General features: G+C 60.9%; 12 protein-coding genes. 4 read left to right on the forward strand and 8 right to left on the reverse strand.

Translation table 11 applies throughout. The annotated features are described in order from the left end of the window. The 5 genes from ABYO54_RS04095 to ABYO54_RS04115 all read right to left on the reverse strand — a co-directional run. The coding region (locus ABYO54_RS04095; RefSeq protein ID WP_372806972.1) for a response regulator at nt 1-397 on the reverse strand (397 nt) is incomplete at its 3' end. A gap of 23 nt (nt 398-420) precedes the next feature. Further along, on the reverse strand, nt 421-1,596 hold the full coding sequence (locus tag ABYO54_RS04100) for a nitrogen regulation protein NR(II) (RefSeq protein WP_372806973.1): 1,176 nt from the start codon (nt 1,594-1,596) through the stop codon (nt 421-423). Nucleotides 1,597-2,255: 659 nt separating this feature from the next. Further along, a complete protein-coding gene (locus ABYO54_RS04105; protein ID WP_372806974.1) occupies nt 2,256-4,019 on the reverse strand; it encodes a cytochrome c biogenesis protein in 1,764 nt (587 codons plus the stop codon). Further along, nucleotides 4,016-5,437 carry a cytochrome c biogenesis protein ResB gene (locus tag ABYO54_RS04110; RefSeq protein WP_372806975.1) on the reverse strand — a complete coding sequence of 474 codons (1,422 nt, stop codon included), beginning with the start codon at nt 5,435-5,437 and terminating at the stop codon, nt 4,016-4,018. Before ABYO54_RS04110 ends, ABYO54_RS04105 begins: the two co-directional genes overlap by 4 nt. 61 nt (nt 5,438-5,498) lie before the next feature. Then, nucleotides 5,499-6,053: a hypothetical protein gene (locus ABYO54_RS04115; protein ID WP_372806976.1), complete on the reverse strand. Its 555-nt coding sequence runs from the start codon at nt 6,051-6,053 to the stop codon at nt 5,499-5,501. A gap of 163 nt (nt 6,054-6,216) precedes the next feature. On the opposite strand from ABYO54_RS04115, the gene ABYO54_RS04120 reads away from it, so the two are divergent. Further along, a complete protein-coding gene (locus ABYO54_RS04120; RefSeq protein WP_372806977.1) occupies nt 6,217-7,713 on the forward strand; it encodes an NAD(P)-dependent oxidoreductase in 1,497 nt (498 codons plus the stop codon). 106 nt (nt 7,714-7,819) lie between these two features. Here the strand turns inward: ABYO54_RS04120 and ABYO54_RS04125 are convergent, their stop codons facing one another. Beyond that, a complete protein-coding gene (locus ABYO54_RS04125; protein ID WP_372806978.1) occupies nt 7,820-9,262 on the reverse strand; it encodes a hypothetical protein in 1,443 nt (480 codons plus the stop codon). Between the two features lie 180 nt (nt 9,263-9,442). Between ABYO54_RS04125 and cobA the strand changes: the two genes are divergently transcribed. The 3 genes from cobA to ABYO54_RS04140 all read left to right on the forward strand — a co-directional run bounded on the left by cobA (nt 9,443) and on the right by ABYO54_RS04140 (nt 14,897). Further along, entirely contained in the window at nt 9,443-11,551 is a 2,109-nt protein-coding gene (gene cobA, locus ABYO54_RS04130; RefSeq protein WP_372806979.1) for a uroporphyrinogen-III C-methyltransferase, read from the forward strand. A 93-nt stretch (nt 11,552-11,644) separates the two neighbouring features. After that, nucleotides 11,645-12,853 (forward strand): M28 family metallopeptidase, encoded by a 1,209-nt coding sequence (locus ABYO54_RS04135; protein WP_372806980.1) that lies wholly within the window; start codon nt 11,645-11,647, stop codon nt 12,851-12,853. 40 nt (nt 12,854-12,893) lie between these two features. After that, on the forward strand, nt 12,894-14,897 hold the full coding sequence (locus ABYO54_RS04140; protein ID WP_372806981.1) for an ATP-dependent DNA helicase: 2,004 nt from the start codon (nt 12,894-12,896) through the stop codon (nt 14,895-14,897). A gap of 18 nt (nt 14,898-14,915) precedes the next feature. On the opposite strand, the gene ABYO54_RS04145 is transcribed toward ABYO54_RS04140, so the two are convergent. Beyond that, nucleotides 14,916-15,089, reverse strand: a complete 174-nt coding sequence (locus ABYO54_RS04145; RefSeq protein ID WP_372806982.1) for a hypothetical protein — start codon at nt 15,087-15,089, stop codon at nt 14,916-14,918. 146 nt (nt 15,090-15,235) lie between these two features. Beyond that, a partial coding sequence (locus tag ABYO54_RS04150) for a S8 family serine peptidase (RefSeq protein WP_372806983.1) occupies nt 15,236-17,096 on the reverse strand: 1,861 nt, incomplete at its 5' end.

The following is a 17,096-nucleotide window of genomic DNA, read 5'->3' on the forward strand; positions in this document are numbered from 1 at the left end:
GCACCTTGAGCCGCACGTTTTCGAGCTCGATCTTTTTCACCTTCAGCACTCGGTCAAGCACCAGCTCCAGCTTATCGAGATTGATCGGCTTGGTCATGAAATCGGTCGCGCCTAGCTTCATCGCCTTGACCGCCAGTTCCACATCGCCATAGGCCGTCAGGATGATCACGGTCAGCTCCGGGTTGTTCGCCAGCGCCCGTTGCATGAGCGTAATCCCATCCATCCCCGGCATCCGCACATCGCTCAGCAGCACATCGATCTTCTGCGCGGCCAGCACCTCCAGCGCCGATGCGCCGTTCTCCGCCGCAAAGACCAGATAATCCCGCCGCAACGCCCGCACCAATCCATCGCGCGCGCTCTTTTCGTCATCGACAATCAATACCGTTGGTTTATTCATGATCGTAATCCGTTCCCTGCCTATTATTCATTCCCCTTGGGAGCCACGAGCAAGTTCATCCGGGCGTCTTCGCGCGGAAAACGGAGCGTGAGCCGCGTTCCGCGGCCGGGCTCGGAGTTGATTTCGATCTGCCCGCCATGGTCGCGCATGATGCGCTGGACGATCATCATGCCGAGTCCGGACCCATCCGCCTTGGTGGTGTGGTAAGGCTCGTAGATCGCGCCCAGCTTTTCCGGATCGATCCCGGAGCCGTTGTCTTCAATCACCACCCCGACATAGCGGTCATACAAATAGGTTTCGATCTTCAGGATCCCACCGTCGACCATCGCCTGCAACGCGTTCTTGATCACGTTGAAAAAAACCTGCTTCACCTGCGTCTCGTCGACCGCAACCGCCGGCACGTCGGCCGCAAAATCGGTCTCGACCAGCATCCGCCGATCCCGGATCTCATGCTTCATCACCTCGAGCGTCTCTTCGATCAACCGATCCAGCCGATGCGGCATCCGCTCCGGCAACGACGGACGCAACGCCTTGAGGAACTGGCGGATGATCGTGTCGAGCCGCCCCACCTCCTTGCGCGAAACATCGACCAGCTCCTTCAGCTCGGCCTTGGCAACCTCGTCGTCCAGATACCCGATTTCCCGCGAAAGCAGCTGAAGATGGATATTGATGGAATTGAGCGGATTGCCGATTTCGTGCGCGACGCCCGCCGCCAGCAAACTGAGGGCATGCAACCGCTCGGACTCGATCGAATCGGCCGTGGCTTCGCGCTCGCGGGTCACGTCGCGGAAGATCACCACCGCCCCCTCCTCGTCCTCATCGACCGCCTTGAGCGGCACGACATAGAACTCCATGAAACGGTGCTGCGGATAGGTGATCTCGATCTCGCGCCGAACGAGCTGGCTCCACTCGTATTCGTCGAGTTCCAGCACCAGATCCCAGTGGATTCCCCTCAAGTAGCGCGCAATCTTCGTCCCTTGGGCATCTTTCAGCTGAAAACCCAGAAACTGCTCGGCCGCCCGGTTCGCGTAGGAAATCTGTGCGGCGGGATCAAGTACGATAATCCCCTCCTCCAGCGCCTGGAAGATGGTCTCCATCAGCCCCTTTTCACGGGCAAGACGAAGGAAATAGGTTTGCAGACTGCCCTTATCGACATGATCCAGCCGATCGACCAACTTTTCGAAAAATCCCGGTTTCATGACAGCGACTGTGCCACAACGGCGCACCCCGTGCAACCCCGAATCCATGCGTCACAACGGCGCAACATCACACTTCATGAAGTGTGAAATGAGATGGGATTCCTCGTGGCAGGAGGCTGAGGGCTTGGCCGTGAAAGCAACCCCAAAGCATGAATTGCCGGCACACGAACAACGGAAGCGGCCACCCCGTATTGCGCGCCCCCCGAACTCCGGCGGCAAAAAGGCGCAACATCACACTTCATGAAGTGTGAAAAAAGTGGATTGCATGCGGGAGAGGCGACCTGGTCCAACAGGACCAACACCACGTCAACCGCGGAATTCCGTTACGCAAGCAACGGAAGCGGCCCAGACCTGCTGCGTGGCACCGGATCTCCAGCGGCGCAATTTCACACTTCATGAAGTGTGAAAAAAGTGGATTCCATGCGGGGGAGGCGACCTGGTCCAACAAGACCAACACCATGCCAACCGCGGCATTCCGTTGCGCGAGCACCGGACGCGCCGAACCTGCTGCGTGGCACCGGATTTCCAGCGGCGCAATTTCACACTTCATGAAGTGTGAAAAAAGTGGATTCCATTCGGGGGAGGCAGTACGGCCAAACTGGGCAAATAACACACCAACCACGGCATTCCGTTGCGCGAGCAACGGAAGCGGCCCAAACCTACTGCGTGGCGCCGGATTTCCAGCGGCGGAACGGCGTAAGACCGGCGATGCAGATGGCGAACTGGACGACAACGAAAACGGCCAGCGCAAAGGTGGCGGAATCGGTAAAGCCGTAGGAGTGAAGACCGACGCTGAGCTGATTGACGCCGAACCACGACCAGGCGGTGACGATGTTTCCGAAGACCGCCATGACGGCGAAGCCGCAGTGCTTGACCATCATCCCGTATTTCGCGTGTAGCATGATGGCGTTCCAGATCACGATCAGCAACGCGCCGTTTTCCTTGGGGTCCCAGCCCCAGAAGCGGCCCCAGGAATCGTCGGCCCAAAGGCCGCCGAGCACGGTACCGACAAAACTGAGCAGGAGCGCAAAGCAGGTGGTTCCGTACATCATGCGGTACATGCCGTCTTCGGTCTCTTCGTCCAGCCGTCGGGTGAAGAGGCCGGAAACGATGTAGAAAAAGCCGATGGTTCCGGCGACGAAGGTGGCGACATAACCGAGGGTGATGGTGATGACGTGGGTGGCAAGCCAGAAGCGGGTGTCGAGCACGGCGCGCATCTGCTGCATGGTGTCGCCGTCGCCCGCGAGGAAGTGGGCAATGAGCAGGGTCGAGAAGCCGGCGATACCGCCGACGAGGTTGCCGATGCCCGCCGCTTTTTTACGGAAGCCGAGTTCAAGGACGATTGCGGCGAGCACCGCCCCCCAACCGATGAAGATCGCGGAGGAATAGAGGTTGGTAACGGGCGGGTAGCCGGACAGGAAGCTGCGCGCCACGATGGCGAAGGTGTGCGGCACGAATGCCACGATCATCAGCGTGAGCGCCGCGGCGAGCATGCCGTCCTTGCGGAAAAGCCAACCGAAGGCGCTGAGCACGAAGACCAGCAGATAGAGCTGGGCCGATTTCATGAAGGCGCCGAGCCGGTTGTAGAAAACCTCGAACGAAATCTTTTCAAGGGCCGCCGGATTTTCGGACCGCAAGGTTTGGTTGTATTGATCGAGTTGCTGATTGAAGACGGCGGCATTGCCGTCGCGGTAGGCGGCAAGCATGACGCCCATGTGGATGCCCAGCGGATCGACGGAAACCGTGTGGCCGGAGATGCCCTGCATGGCGGGGTGCGAGGCGAGCAGCACGCTCATGAGCGGTCGCCAGCGCGTGTTGCCGGAAGTGGGCGGGATGGCCAGCGGCAGGGAATAGTTTTCCAGTTGCATATAGCGCTGGGCCGTGGCCAGCAATTGCTCCTGCGGAACGGCGGAGGGATCCTCGAACGAGCCGAGCACGTTCTGGAACGTGTAGAGCTTGTTGCCGAGCTTGATGATCTGGCGATCGTAGAGGTCGCGGTCGCGGTTTTCCTTGGCATAGGCGGCGCGGTAGGCGGAGTCGATCCTACCGAGCGAAGGCAGCAGCTCGTTGTAGGAATAGCGGAAGCCCTTGCGCTCTTCGAGGCCGAGATTGGTCAGCACGTCGAGATTCTCGATGCGGACCACTTGGTAGTCGAACGCTTCGGGCCGCCCGGAAACAGCGTCGAGGAACCACTCGACGGCGGAGCGCCTGCCGGCCTGCGTCCGCACGCTTTGCTTGCCGGAAAGAATGGTGAGCATGTTGCGCGCAAGCGTGTCGATCGGCTTCTTGCGGCCTTCGTATTTCACCGGCAGGTGCGCAAAGTCGTCGTAGTGAAAATCGGCTTTTTTTTCGGGACGCACGCCGTTCTGGAAGAACCAGAGGGCGAAGAGGACAACGATGGCGTTGGAGACGATGCGTTTCATCGGGCGTCCCTCCGGAGGTAGCGGTTAAACGACTGGACGAACTGCGCGGTCATGCCAACGAAGACGATCATGCAGGCCAGATAGGGCACCATCCAGGTATCGTTGCGGACGACCTGCAGCACGGTGCCGCCGTCGTCGGGCAGGTAGCCGGACTGGTAAAAGGTACGTCGGGCATAGCGCAAGGGGTTGTTCATCCAGATGCGCAGCTCGCGTTCGACGCCGTCGCCCTCGTTGACCAACAGGATGCGGCTGGAAAAGTCCTTCGGCGTCTGGGTGCCTTCGTATTTTTCGTGCACGAAATCGAGCAGTTTGATCGAGTAGGCGTGGCCGCTCGGCGCTTTGGCATATTCGCGTTTGAAACGGAAATAGGCCGTGTAGTCCTTGCCGCCGAAACTGAAAGTGGTCGGCATGTCCCAAGAGCGATTGACGAAGTTTGGATAGAACCAGAGCGAAAGGATGTAGCGTCCGAGCGAGCGGCCGGACGCGCGGTCGATCAACTCGACATCCACGGCCGGGGCATTGCGCCCTGCGGCGGCGCCGCTGGCCTCGCCGCGTTCCGCGACGTAGAGCCGGGAGCCATACCCCTGGTATTGCGGATACCCGGAGCGGATGCCCTCGGGCACATTTTGCAGCGGTTGCGGCTGGGTGGAATTGACCATGTAGCGGAGCACCTTCACGTCGAACGGCAAGGCCTCGGCCTGGATCAGCGCGCCATCCTTGAGCAGGCGCTGCGGGATGGAGGTGACGGTATCGAATTCGGGATTCGAGGTATCGGCAATGGCCAGTTCCATCTGTTGCGAGCGGTCGAGATAGTTGACGGTCTCGCCCTCTTTGATGGTCATGGTGGCCTCGACCGCAAAGAGGGCCGTGAAGAATTCGCCGATGAGCAGGAAGAGGATACCGCCGTGCAGCAGCACCATGCCCGCGCGGCGGGAATAGAGCAGAACGCAGGCCACGTAAAGCACGACGGCCGCGGCGCTACCCCGCCCCAACCGCAGGAACACCCGCCAAAACGCATCGTCTTCGGTGGCGGCAACGGAGGCCGTACCCCAGCCGAACATGACGCCGACCACCACGAGCACCCCGAGCAACAGCACCACCAGGCCGGCAACCCGGCGCCCGCCCGTGGCCAGCACCTTGAAGGTGGCCGAATGGACGGCCAGCAGGTTGATCGTCAGCAGCAGTCCAATCAGGAAACCGCCGGGAAACGGAATGGCAATGTTCGGGATGCCGAGGTCGCGCGGGAAAAAGACGGGCAAATCGATCATTGCAACATAGCAACGGAAATATTGATCCATCACCGTCCAGATGCCCTGGTCGACCTGCGCGAGCGTCCCGGCAAACACCAGCACCATCGAAAGTGCCAGCAAAACGACCGTCAGCTTCAGCGATTGAAAGAAAGCGATTAATTTATTCATTGGGTAGAATTAGCCACAGATCAATGCGGATGTACACGGATTTTCGTCCGTTCATCCGTGGTTACGGGATTTTGAGGGATTCGAGGAACGTGCGGATGTCGGTGGCATGGGCCTTGAGCTCATCGGCGGTTCCCTTCGCGGTGAAATACCAATATTGGGGAGCAAGATCGACGATTGCGGCGACGATGCCCTGGCCGGTTTCGGGATTGTAGAGTTCGGCATAGCTGACGGCGCGGCCGTCGGCCTGGAAAACCCGGATGTCGGCGGCGATCTGCTCGGCGGAGGTGGGGGCGAGGCCGATCTGGCCACGCCAGCGGTTGACGTTGCTCGTCACATCGCCCATGGAGAGGGAGATGAGATAGAAGTCGATGGAGGTGCCTTCGATGGAATAGCTGACGAGGCGCATGCCGGAGCCGGGCTTTTCCGTCCAAGTTGCCGGAACGTCGGCGGAGAACCCCTTGCCGGCCGGGGCCGCCGCACGCACTTCGGGCGCCGTCATCTGCGGCACCGGGGCGGCGGCGGGCGTTTCCTTGGGAACCTGGTAGGTCTCGATCTGTTCGCGCCCGCAGGCGGTGAGCAACAAAACGGGAAGTATCGTGAATAATGATTTGCGCATGATTCGTTCCTTGGTAGTGATGCGGCAACTATAGGCCAGCGCACCGCAATGTCGATTAATATTATAACGATTGACGCCTATCCGGCCGCGTTGTTGGACAAGCCCCCCATCATTTCGTGTTTTGGCATAGTATGCCGCGGTAAAAACTGATACCTAAAGCAAGATGACAGACAAGAACCACACACACAACGGACTCCACATCAACCTGTTTTTAACCGGCCGCCCGTGCCTGGTCGTCGGCGGCGGCAAGGTCGCCACGCGCAAGATCCGGATGCTGCTCGAGGCCGGGGCGAAGGTCGCGGTGGTCAGCCCCGAAGTCTGCGACGAACTGGGCGGGCTGATCGAACAGGGAAAGGTGACCCACACCGTCCGCCGGTTCGAGGAGCACGACATTACGGGCGCAACCATCGTGTATGCCGCCACCAACAGCCGGGGCATCAACCGCAACGTGCTGGGGGCCTGCCGCGAGAAAGGCATCCTTTGCTGCTGCGTCGACGGGAACTGGGCGGAGAGCGACTTCTCGACGCCCGCCACCGCGCGCCACAACAACCTGATCCTCTCGGTTTCGTCCGGCGGCAACGACTGCCGCCAATCGAAGATGGTCAAGAACAGCATGTCGCGCCACCTGCGGATGATGGAAACGGCCCAGCTGGTGGTGGTCGGGACCGACCACAACCACCTGACCGTCGAGGAGCGCGAGCCCTATCACCTGACCGGGCACAAGTTCGAGCGGGCCGGATTCATGATCAACCAGCTGTGGGGCATCCACGAGTTCATGATCCTCAACACCTGCAACCGCGTCGAGGTCGTCGCCGTCGTTTCGGAGGAGACCTCGAAAAACGGCATCCTGCGCCACGTCATGGGGTTCCCGAACCTGAAAGAGGACAAATACTACCTCAAGACCGGCTTCGACGCCTTCGAGCACCTCTGTCTCGTCACGGCGGGCATCCTCTCGCAGACGCCCGGCGAAAACCACATCACGGCGCAGATCAAAGACGCGCTCCAAACCGCCAAGCAACGCAGCTGGGCGGGCAACATGATCCAGGAATGGATCTCCTCCGCCCTGTTCGTTTCCAAGGCCATCAAGAACGACGTGGCCCCGCTGCTGCACAGCTACGAGATCGAAGACCTCGCCCTGCGCTACCTGGAAGCGCAAGGCAAAGACCTGCAAGCCTCCACCCTGATGGTGCTCGGCGCAGGCATGATCGGCAAAGGCATGGTGAACGACAGCCGCTCCAAAGTGGCCAAAATCATCTGGTGCTACCACGTCAACAAGCCCGAGCTTCCCGCCGACTGGAACGGCAGCGTCGAACTCTGCACCTTCAACGACATGAAAAACCGCATCACCGAAGCCGACATCATTGTCAGCGCCACCGATGCGCCCGGCCACATCCTGCACATGGCGCATGCCCCCTTCTTCAACCAGGAACGCCCCGTCACCGTCATCGACCTCGGCATGCCGCGCAACATCGCCCCGGAACTCGACAACCTTTCCGACGACGTCAGCGTGGTCGATCTCGACGGACTCAAATATTGGTACCGCCGCGAGCTCACCGACATGAACGAAGTGCTCACCCGCAGCCGCGCCATCACGACCGCGAACAAGGAGCTCTACGATAAAATCGCCAAAAGCTTCAAGGGCGGACACGCAGCCGAGTAGCTTGGGTTTGGGGAAAACCGCCGACCTCGGCCGCACCTCGGCCCGCTAGAAGAAACGACCCAGCCGGCCGAACGCGTTCCACGGTCCGCTCCAGTTCTCTTTATTCCTACTCCACCCGCAACCGGATAAACTGTTGCGGCCAAGGGGCCGCGCCGGTCAGATTGGTGGACGACGTCGTGCAGTAAAACGAAGTCTCCTCGATCCAGCCATTGGTCGACGTCAGCGAATCGATGCGTTCCAGATGGTTGGAGGTACCCAGGAAAAGATCGGAGTAGAGCAGGGTATAATCGGAGCCGACGATCCCGCCCCCCACGCACCGCGGCGCGTCGGGGGTAACCTTCCTTCCATCGGTACGCACGATGACCGCATCGTCGCCGTCGCCGTCGTCGGACGGAACCCAAACCATATAGGACGTTCCCGCGAAGAAGCGTCCTTCCCCGGCAGGAATGGTCGACGAGAAGGCGGCCTCGTCCGCAGTCGGAGCCAGCAGGAACCATGGGGTCAGCGGGTTGAGCTGCTTGTCGTAGAAGCGCGCCTTGGACACACCATTGCTCGGTGAGACAAAGGAGGTCAGCGAGACCAAATAGCGCTGGCCATCGAAGGAAAGGGTCGGAAACATTTCGGATTCCATCGGCGAGTCGGCAATCGCAATGCGATTGGTCGCGACAACCCCTGCGGAGGAAACAAAACGGGCGCTGAGATCCCACTGCTCCTCCCCCTCCCCGACCGGCAGCGCGTCATGGAACAAGACCGTGAATTTTTCGCCATCCCAGCAGACGGCGGTCGGATTGGAACTCGGCAGGTCGTTTTGGTCGATCACGAAGTTGCTGCCGACCCTGCCAACCCCCAGCGCAACCAACTGGCCATAGACGTCTTCCCCGTCATACATGCCGGACCGGCGCTCGGCCGAAAAGACGACCAGGAATTTGCCGTCGCCGTAGGCCATGGAATAGTTGCCGTCGTCCTCGTTGGGCGTGTCCACGGCAATGGAAATCTCGGCGGTTCCCAGCGTACCGTCCGATTTGACAAAGCGGCCGTAAAGATCGGGATTTTCGCCCCGGCGGTAATCCTGCCAAACCTGGAGAAACCAATTGTTTCCAAAGGGAATGCGGGCGATGTCGCTCGGGTAGGCATTGCCCGGCGAAGCGCTGATTTGGAAGGGGGAACCGATGGCGATGCCGTCCGTTCCCAAGCGCTGGCCGAAAAGCTGCCAGCCCGTCCCGACATAGCCGCTCCACGTGAGCAGATAGGTGCCGGCACCATACCCAATCTGCGGCGTATTCCCGTAGATACCGAGGTCGATCCGGTTGCCGACCGGTCCCTCGTCGGGATCGACGAACTGGAAGTGGAGCTTATTGGTTTCACCGCTTTCGATTCCAACGAGCACGTTGGTGCCGTCGAACGCCGGGCAGACTCCGCCGCCTTCCGGACCCGACTGCCCCGCGATGGGGAAAGATTCACCCGTTCCGCCCTGCACGCCGGCGGCCATCGCAAAAAAAACAACCCACGCCCAACCACCCTTCCTTGCCCATCCGATTCCAATTTTCATGATGCTCCTTTCCCCAGTTGAAACACATCAATCAACAGAGCGGCAAAAACGCGTTATCAACGCTCCGTCTTTTTCCCGCAAAATATGCTTTCCCCCATCCAAGTCAACCGCATTTTCCTGCCGCGCATTCCCCCGTTGCCGTGCGTTGCATTTGCAGCCTGAATCAGTAAAGTCGGCACAATGAATCCCATTATTCTAAGGACAGGCACCCGACCAAGTAGACTCGCTCTGACCCAGACGCGCGGGGCGCTCAAACGCATCGAAAACCTGCTCGAGGGCGTGGCCTTCGAAATGGTACCGATCACCTCCGTCGGCGACACCGACCGCACGACCGATCTACGCGAAAGCCCGGCCGACTTCTTCACCCGCGAACTCGACGGCGCTTTGCTCAACGGCGACGTCGACCTGGCTGTACACAGCGCCAAGGATTTGCCGGAGCCGATGCCCGACGGCATCGACTGGTTCTGGCTCCCCTGGCGCGAGGAGCCGCGCGACGCGCTGATCCTGGCCAAGGGGAAGCGCGTTGCCGACCTGCCGGAAAACCCGGTCATCGGCGTCAGCTCCGAACGGCGCGAAGCCTACTGCGCCAAACGCTTCCCGAACGGCATCCAGAAAAACATCCGCGGCAACATCGAAGAGCGCATTGCGCAGGTCGACCGCGGCGACTTCGATCTCGTTGTGATGGCCGCGGCGGCGCTGTTCCGCCTCGGGATCGAAGAGCGCATCACCGAATGGATTCCGCTCGACCAACTGGAGGTGCCCGATGGCCAGGGCTACCTCGCGATCACCTTTCGCGAGGGCGACGAACGGCTGATGGCCTTGCGCAGCCTGTTCATGCACGCCGTCACCTTCGCCGGGGCGGGCGTCAGCAACAAGGAGCTGTGCACCATCGCCACCCTGCGCGCGCTCCGGCAGTGCGACCTCTGCCTCTACGACTCGCTCATCGATGCCTCCCTGTTGGACGAGCTCCCGGCGCACGCGCAGGCGATCGATGTCGGCAAGCGCTGCGGGGCGCACAGCAAAGAGCAGCACGAAACAACCCGGCTGCTCTGCGAATGCGCCCGGCAAAGCAAACGCGTCGTGCGGCTCAAGGGCGGCGACCCGGGCATCTTCGGGCGTCTCGCCGAGGAAACCGAAGCCCTCGAAAAGCTTGGCATCCCCTTCCGCGTCATCCCGGGCATCAGCGCTCTGCAGGCCGCCACCACCGGAACGGGCATGCTGCTCACGCGCCGCGATGTTTCGTGCGGTTTCGTGGCGCTCACCCCGCGCAAGAGCGGCGGCGCCCTCGCCCGATGCGACGCCGCAATGAAAAGCACGCTGCCGACCATCTACTACATGTCGATCCGCGCCATCGACCGCATTGCCGAACAGCTGCTCGAAGACGGCCATTCGCCCAACACGCCGGCCGCCATCGTCTACAACGCCGGCGGCGAGGATGAACGGGTTTTCAAGCTGACGATCGGCGAGTTGCCGCACCACGCGCAAAACCACTGCATCCGCCAACCCGGCCTGATTCTCGTCGGCGACATCACCACCTATGGCTACAAAACCGATCTCGGGGCCTTGCAGGGCAAGAAGATTCTGCTCACCTGCTCCGCCGCCATCCAGCAAAAGGCGGTCGACCTCGTGCACGACCTGGGCGGACACCCCGTCCAGTTTCCGCTGATCAAGCTCAAGAGCCGCCACCCGGTTGAACTGGATTGTCCGTCGTTCGACTGGCTGGTGGTCACCTCCCCCTCCTCCGTTCGCGCGTTCATGGAACTCGTGGAGCGGCAGCAGATCGACTACCGAACCCTCCCCAAAATCATGGTCTGCGGGCGCGGCACCGCCGCCGAGTTCGCCGAATACGGCATCCGCGTCGATGCCCAGCCGGAAGGGAACTTCAGCGCCGAGTCGCTCAAACGGCTTGGGAAGGAACTCCTGAAGCCCGGCGACCGCGTGCTGCGCGTCCGGTCCGACAAAGCCGGCCCCGACCTCGCCGAAGCCCTCCGCGAAACCGGGGCCGAGGTGGCCGATGCGATCATCTACGACAACCAACCGGTCGTACACGACGAGTTGCCGGACTTCGACGCCGTCTTTTTCGCCAGCGCCTCCGGCGTTGAATCCTTCATCGTCCAATGGGGTATCGAGTCGCTGACCGCCAAAACCACGGTCGTGATCGGCAAACCGACCGCCGCCGCACTCCGCGCCCAAGGTCGCGAACCCGAAATCGTTGCGCAGGAATCCACCATTCCCGGCGCCATCCAAAATCTCGCAACGCACTGGGTCGGCAACCGCATACGCGCTTAATTTTTGTTATTAACATATTGTTTCTTTACTAAACCATTCGGCGGGTGTAACTAGGTTCCCATGCTCCTTGTCCGAACACTGTTGATCTCAGGCTTGATTGGATGGACCGGCACCGCGTCCCATGCCATCACGCTATCGAATATTGTCGAGGGCGTGACGGAGCATGGGTACTCGAACCATCTGGCCCGGCTCTACACCCACATCGGCGAAAGCCGCGGCTTTACGGATGGCGACAGCCCGCGCACCCCGCTTCCGCAGCACGACCTGGCGTGCGACTACATGGTCTCGAACTTCACCGCCTGGGGCTACGATACCTGGCTCGACCCGTTCGAGTTCGACGTCAACTTCACCTACGACAACGATTCGAACAGCTATCACTATGCCGATTGCAACAACGTGGTCGCCACCAAGTGGGGATCCGGCGGAACCAACGTCTTCCTGCTGATTGCGCACTACGACTCGGTGGACAGCGGACACCGCAACGTGACGATGGGCCCCGGCGCGGACGACGGCGCCAGCGGTGTCGCCGCCCAGCTGACGATTGCGGAAGCCATCAAGGATTATGTCTTCAAAGACACCATCGTCTTTGTGGCATGCGATGCGGAGGAAAAGGATTACCAAGGTTCCATTTATTTCCGCAACAACCACGTTACAGAGAACCCCGCCGAAACCAACGCCACCACCTTCCTGAAGTCGGCCATCCGGGCCTGCGTCAACCTCGACACGATTGCCTACGACGACACGAACAACGTCCCGCAAGTCGTTATCGGCACGCTCAGCGGATGGAACCCGGTCGTGACCGCAGTCTCATCCGCAATGAGCAAATACACCGAACTGACTCCACGATTCAAAACCGGGTACGACTCCAGCGACCACATTTCCTTCGCCAACATCGGAATCGATTCGATCCATGTCATCGAATACGACTTCAGCGACTATTGGGGCGATGGATTTACGCCCAATCCCAACTATCACAGCGACTTCGACGCGATCGATGCGCCGAACTATTTGAAGTTCGACTATGCCGCCGAAGTGACCAAGGGCATCGCCGGCGCGCTCTGCGAATACGCAACGCCCATTCCGCCCGCGACGCTCATGGAGACGGTCGGCAGCAACGCCGTAACCGTGAGCTGGATCTGTGCGCCGAATGTGGATTACCGCCTTTACGGCGCGTGCAACCTGGCATCGAACGACTGGACCTTCATCCAGGATATTCCGGCAACCGGCATGGTCACCGAACTCCGCGTCGAACTCGATCTGGCCTGTGTACCGCAGACCATGTTCAAGGTGATCGGCGAATAGAAGAAGTTGCGCCCGTGCCCCGGTGCTGTAAAGTGGGCGCATGATTTCCCTGGATCCCAACCCGACGCCGCAGGCCGCGAAAACGACCGATGATTTTTTCGAGCCGGGCGGTTTGTTCGAACGGCATTGCACCGGCAACGGGATCGATTTCGAGCTCCGGCCCCAGCAACAGCAGATGGCACGCGCGGTGGCCGACGCCGCCGGGTTCGGCCACCACTTGGCCGTCGAGGCGGGCACCGGGGTCGGCAAGAGCTTCGCCTATCTGGTTCCGCAAATCCTGACGGCGCTCGAGCACGAGACGCGCTGCGTGATCGCCACCTACACCATCACGCTGCAGGAACAGCTAATGCACAAGGATATCCCCTTCGTGCGCGCGGCCCTCGGGCGCGAGTTCAAGGCGGTGATGGTCAAGGGCCGCTCGAACTATCTCTGCCTGCTGCGCCTGCAGCGCGCGCGCCGCACCAGCGGCGACTTGTTCGACGCCACGCGCGAAGGGCAGCTCGACAAAATCTATGCCTTGGCCCAGGCCGGCAAACTCGGCGACGGCTCCCACCAGGAACTCGCCGAACAGCCCGACCACGAGGTGTGGGGCGCCATCTGCGCCGAACACGGCAACTGCCCGGGCAAGCGCTGCCCGTTTTACAAGCAGTGCTACTACATCAACGCCCGGCAAGAGATGCAGAACGCCCAGGTGCTGGTGGTCAACCACGCGCTCTTCTTTTCCGAGCTGGCGCTGCGCGCCGAGGGCGCGGCCATGCTGCCGCCCTACGGCTACGTCGTCTTCGACGAAGCGCACCAGATGGAACAGGTCGCCTCCTCGCACCTCGGCATCCGGCTCTCGCTCTACCAGATCGAATACTGGGCGCGACGCCTCCATTCCGAAAAGCGGCGCGGCCTGCTCTCCGTGCTGCGCGACGGCAAGGGCACCTTCATGGTCGACCAGATCCGCGAATCGGCCGAAACCTTCTTCGAAGCCGTCAAGCGGCACCTCAAGCTCGGTGCCGACAAGGGCCAGCAACGCGTCTTCGAGCCGCTGCCGATCGAAACCGACCTGCCGCTGAAGATCACCAACCTCTGCACGCACCTCAAAATGGTCACCGCCACGACCGACAACGAGGACACGCAAGCCGAGGTCAAATCGCTCCGCAACAAGGGGCTTGAGCTGCGCGACACGATTGAATCGTTCCTCAAGCAATCGCTCGAAGGGCAGGTCTACTGGGCCGAAATCCAGGGCCGCCGCCGCGTTCCGATGCTCTTTTCGGCACCGGTGGACGTTGGGCCGATCCTGCGCGAAGTGCTGTTCGAGGAGATCCCCTGCGTGGTCATGACCAGCGCCACGCTGGCGGTCGGCAACAACCTGGAATATTTCCGCCACCGCGTCGGCGCCAACGACTGCCAGGAACTGCGCGTCGGCTCGCCGTTCGACTATTCGCGCCAGATGCAGATCCAGATTCCGGTCAACATGCCGCCGCCCTCTACGGCCGATTTCGAAGAAAAGGCGACGGTGGCCATCAACCATTTCGTGGGCGAGAGCCGCGGGCGGGCCTTCGTGCTTTTCACCAACACGCGCTTCATGCGCAAGGTGGCCGACGAACTGAAAGCCGACTTCGAAGACGAGGGCTACGAATTTCTCGTGCAGGGCACGGGCATGCCCCCCAAGCTCATGCTCGAAAGGTTCCGCAACCACGATGCGGCCGTGCTGTTCGGCCTCGACCGCTTTTGGATGGGCGTCGACGTGCAGGGCGAGGCGCTGAGCAACGTGATCATCACCCGCCTCCCCTTCGCCGTGCCGGACCACCCGCTGATCGAGGCGCGGTTCGAGGCCATCGAGGCGCGCGGCGGGAACCCATTCAAGGAATATTCGCTCCCCGAGGCGGTGCTGAAGTTCCGCCAAGGGGTTGGCCGCCTGATCCGCAGCGGCAGCGACCATGGCACGGTCACGATTCTCGACAGCCGCGTCTGCAACCAGTGGTATGGCAGGCTGTTCCTGGAATCGATCGAGGAGTGCCCGGTCGAACAGGTGCAGGTGCCGGGGCTTTCATGATTTCGCCCCGCGGCGCCTTCAATTGAACGGGAAGAGGATGGCTTGATCGAACGGGGTTGCAACCAGCGCGCCGATCTCAAACAGCATCTCATCGGAGCGCTCTTCGATCGATGCCGCGGGTTGCTGGATTTCCGCCACCGGAACGGGAGCCCGCAAATCGAGTACGCTGGCGATCGAAATCGCCAGACCCATAGAAACCAATGTACCGAAGGCAATCATAGTCAAGGCGCCGCCGAAACCTCGTCCGGCCGACGCCCATTTTAAATAGCCCGTTTTATGCCAGGAGGAAACAAAATTTCTTGGGGCAGAATGCGCAGCCTGCCTGCGCAGCGCGGGCGCTACTCGGCCAGCCGCACGCCGAGGCGGTAGAACTGCGACTGTCCGGCGCGCGTCTCGTTGGTGTCGGTGAAGCTGTTGGCCGGGTACGGCAGGTCGCCGGAAATATCGTTCTCCGCGAACGGCTCGTACCTCAGGTTGTTCGACCACATCACGTTGTAGATGCGCCCCTCGACCGAGGTCCAGTTGAGCGTAAACGGCACCGCGCCGTCCGCATCCATGGAATAGGTCGTCACTTCGAACACCGATGCCGCGTCGTCCGGAATCGTCCCCGCAACATACTCGGTTAGGTTATCGGCCCCGTCGTGGTCCGCATCCGCCGTCGCCACGGCCCCCGTCGCGCTGCTGAAATACTGCTTCTCCCAATAGTCGGGCATGTCGTCGCCGTCCGAATCACTGGAAATCCCGGACATCAACAACGAGTATTCTTGCTCGCTGCCCAGCAGCGTACCCTCGCAATCAACAATGATGGTGTACAACCCGGTGGAGGGAGAGGCAATATAGACCTGTTCGACGTTGTCCACATCGTTCACCCCTCGGGTCGCGGCATTTTGCGGATTGGATTTATCCAGCACATAGGGATAGACCGTGGTTCCGCCAGGGCCGACCACTCTTAAATTGAGATCATTGATCAGATCCGGCAGTTCATCATAATTTTCGCTGGCGGCAGGATCGGTCCAGCAGAGCGTCACGCGCAGCGGCTCGTCTCCGCCCACCAACACCGTGTAGGCGTGCGCAGCATCCGCCGTCGTCAATTCGGCCTCGGTCAAACGGCTGAGATTCTGATCGGCATAATCCGCCAGCAGATCCGCCGCCGCCTGGGTATTCATCAGTCCCCAGCCGAACTTGTAGTCGGGCCCGGCATTGCCCAGGTCGTCGGCGGTATGGATGATCAAGCCCTTGAGCGTACTCGCCCACATGGCCCCGTTCGAAAACAGCTCCTTATAGTATTCCACCAGCAACGCGGCCGATCCACTGGCATTGGGGCACGCCATGCTGGTGCCGCTCCAGCCCGATTGCACATAGGTGAAATCATCGCTCGAATAGGTGGAATACAGTTCCCATCCGTTCGCCACAATATCCGGCTTGATGCGCCCGTCATCCACGGGGCCCCAGCTGCTGAAATAAGTCATGGTTGCGCCGGCGAGCGATCTCGTTGAACCCGAAACGGCATCCTTCACGGCGCCAACGGTCATGACGTTTTTCGCTACGCCAAAATAGGAAATCGTATCGTAGCCCGAGCCTGATTCGGTTTGGTCGTTGCCCGCGGCAATGAACGGAAGATAATAGCGTTTCCCATGGATCAGATTGTCGAGGTTGTCGACGTCCTCCATGTATTGGCCAAAATACGCGGTTGCCTCCAACAGCCCATAGGAATGGTTCGAAAGATAGATCTTCCCCGATTGGTTCGCGGCCGAGGCCGCCGCAAGGCTCATCTCGGAAAGGTCATAGTCCCACCCATAGGAATGCACGGTGATGGACGGGGCCATGCCAAGGGCGGCGGAATCGACGCCCGAGGCCGCAATGGTTCCCGTCACATGCGTGGCGTGGTCATCGATGCCCGAAGAACCATCCGTACTATCGGTTCCCTTTGCCGTCACCCGACTGCCAAACTCCTGATGCGTCGTCCGGGCCGATCCCCCGTCCCACACGCCAATCGTGACGCCGGAACCATTCAGGTTATAGGGCGCGGTATCGCGCACCTGACTTGCGGCGGTGGAAATCCCGGCATATGCATTGAGCGTCGTATAGTAGAGCGGCACCCCGTTGCGGATCGCCATGAGCTGAATCGTTTGGTTTCCGCGCTTTTCGCGGATCGGCACCCCATGCTTTTTAGACCACGCTTCGACCTCCTGCCGATCC

Source organism: Pontiella sp., assembly GCF_041622395.1.
Classification (GTDB): Bacteria; Verrucomicrobiota; Kiritimatiellia; order Kiritimatiellales; family Pontiellaceae; genus Pontiella.

Coding starts and splice junctions, on each gene's coding strand:
- ABYO54_RS04100 (WP_372806973.1), bottom strand. CDS start 1,596: ATGAAACCGGGATTTTTCGAAAAGTTGGTCGATCGGCTGGATCATGTC.
- ABYO54_RS04105 (WP_372806974.1), bottom strand. CDS start 4,019: ATGAAACGCATCGTCTCCAACGCCATCGTTGTCCTCTTCGCCCTCTGG.
- ABYO54_RS04110 (WP_372806975.1), bottom strand. CDS start 5,437: ATGAATAAATTAATCGCTTTCTTTCAATCGCTGAAGCTGACGGTCGTT.
- ABYO54_RS04115 (WP_372806976.1), bottom strand. CDS start 6,053: ATGCGCAAATCATTATTCACGATACTTCCCGTTTTGTTGCTCACCGCC.
- ABYO54_RS04120 (WP_372806977.1), top strand. CDS start 6,217: ATGACAGACAAGAACCACACACACAACGGACTCCACATCAACCTGTTT.
- ABYO54_RS04125 (WP_372806978.1), bottom strand. CDS start 9,262: ATGAAAATTGGAATCGGATGGGCAAGGAAGGGTGGTTGGGCGTGGGTT.
- cobA (WP_372806979.1), top strand. CDS start 9,443: ATGAATCCCATTATTCTAAGGACAGGCACCCGACCAAGTAGACTCGCT.
- ABYO54_RS04140 (WP_372806981.1), top strand. CDS start 12,894: ATGATTTCCCTGGATCCCAACCCGACGCCGCAGGCCGCGAAAACGACC.
- ABYO54_RS04145 (WP_372806982.1), bottom strand. CDS start 15,089: ATGGGTCTGGCGATTTCGATCGCCAGCGTACTCGATTTGCGGGCTCCC.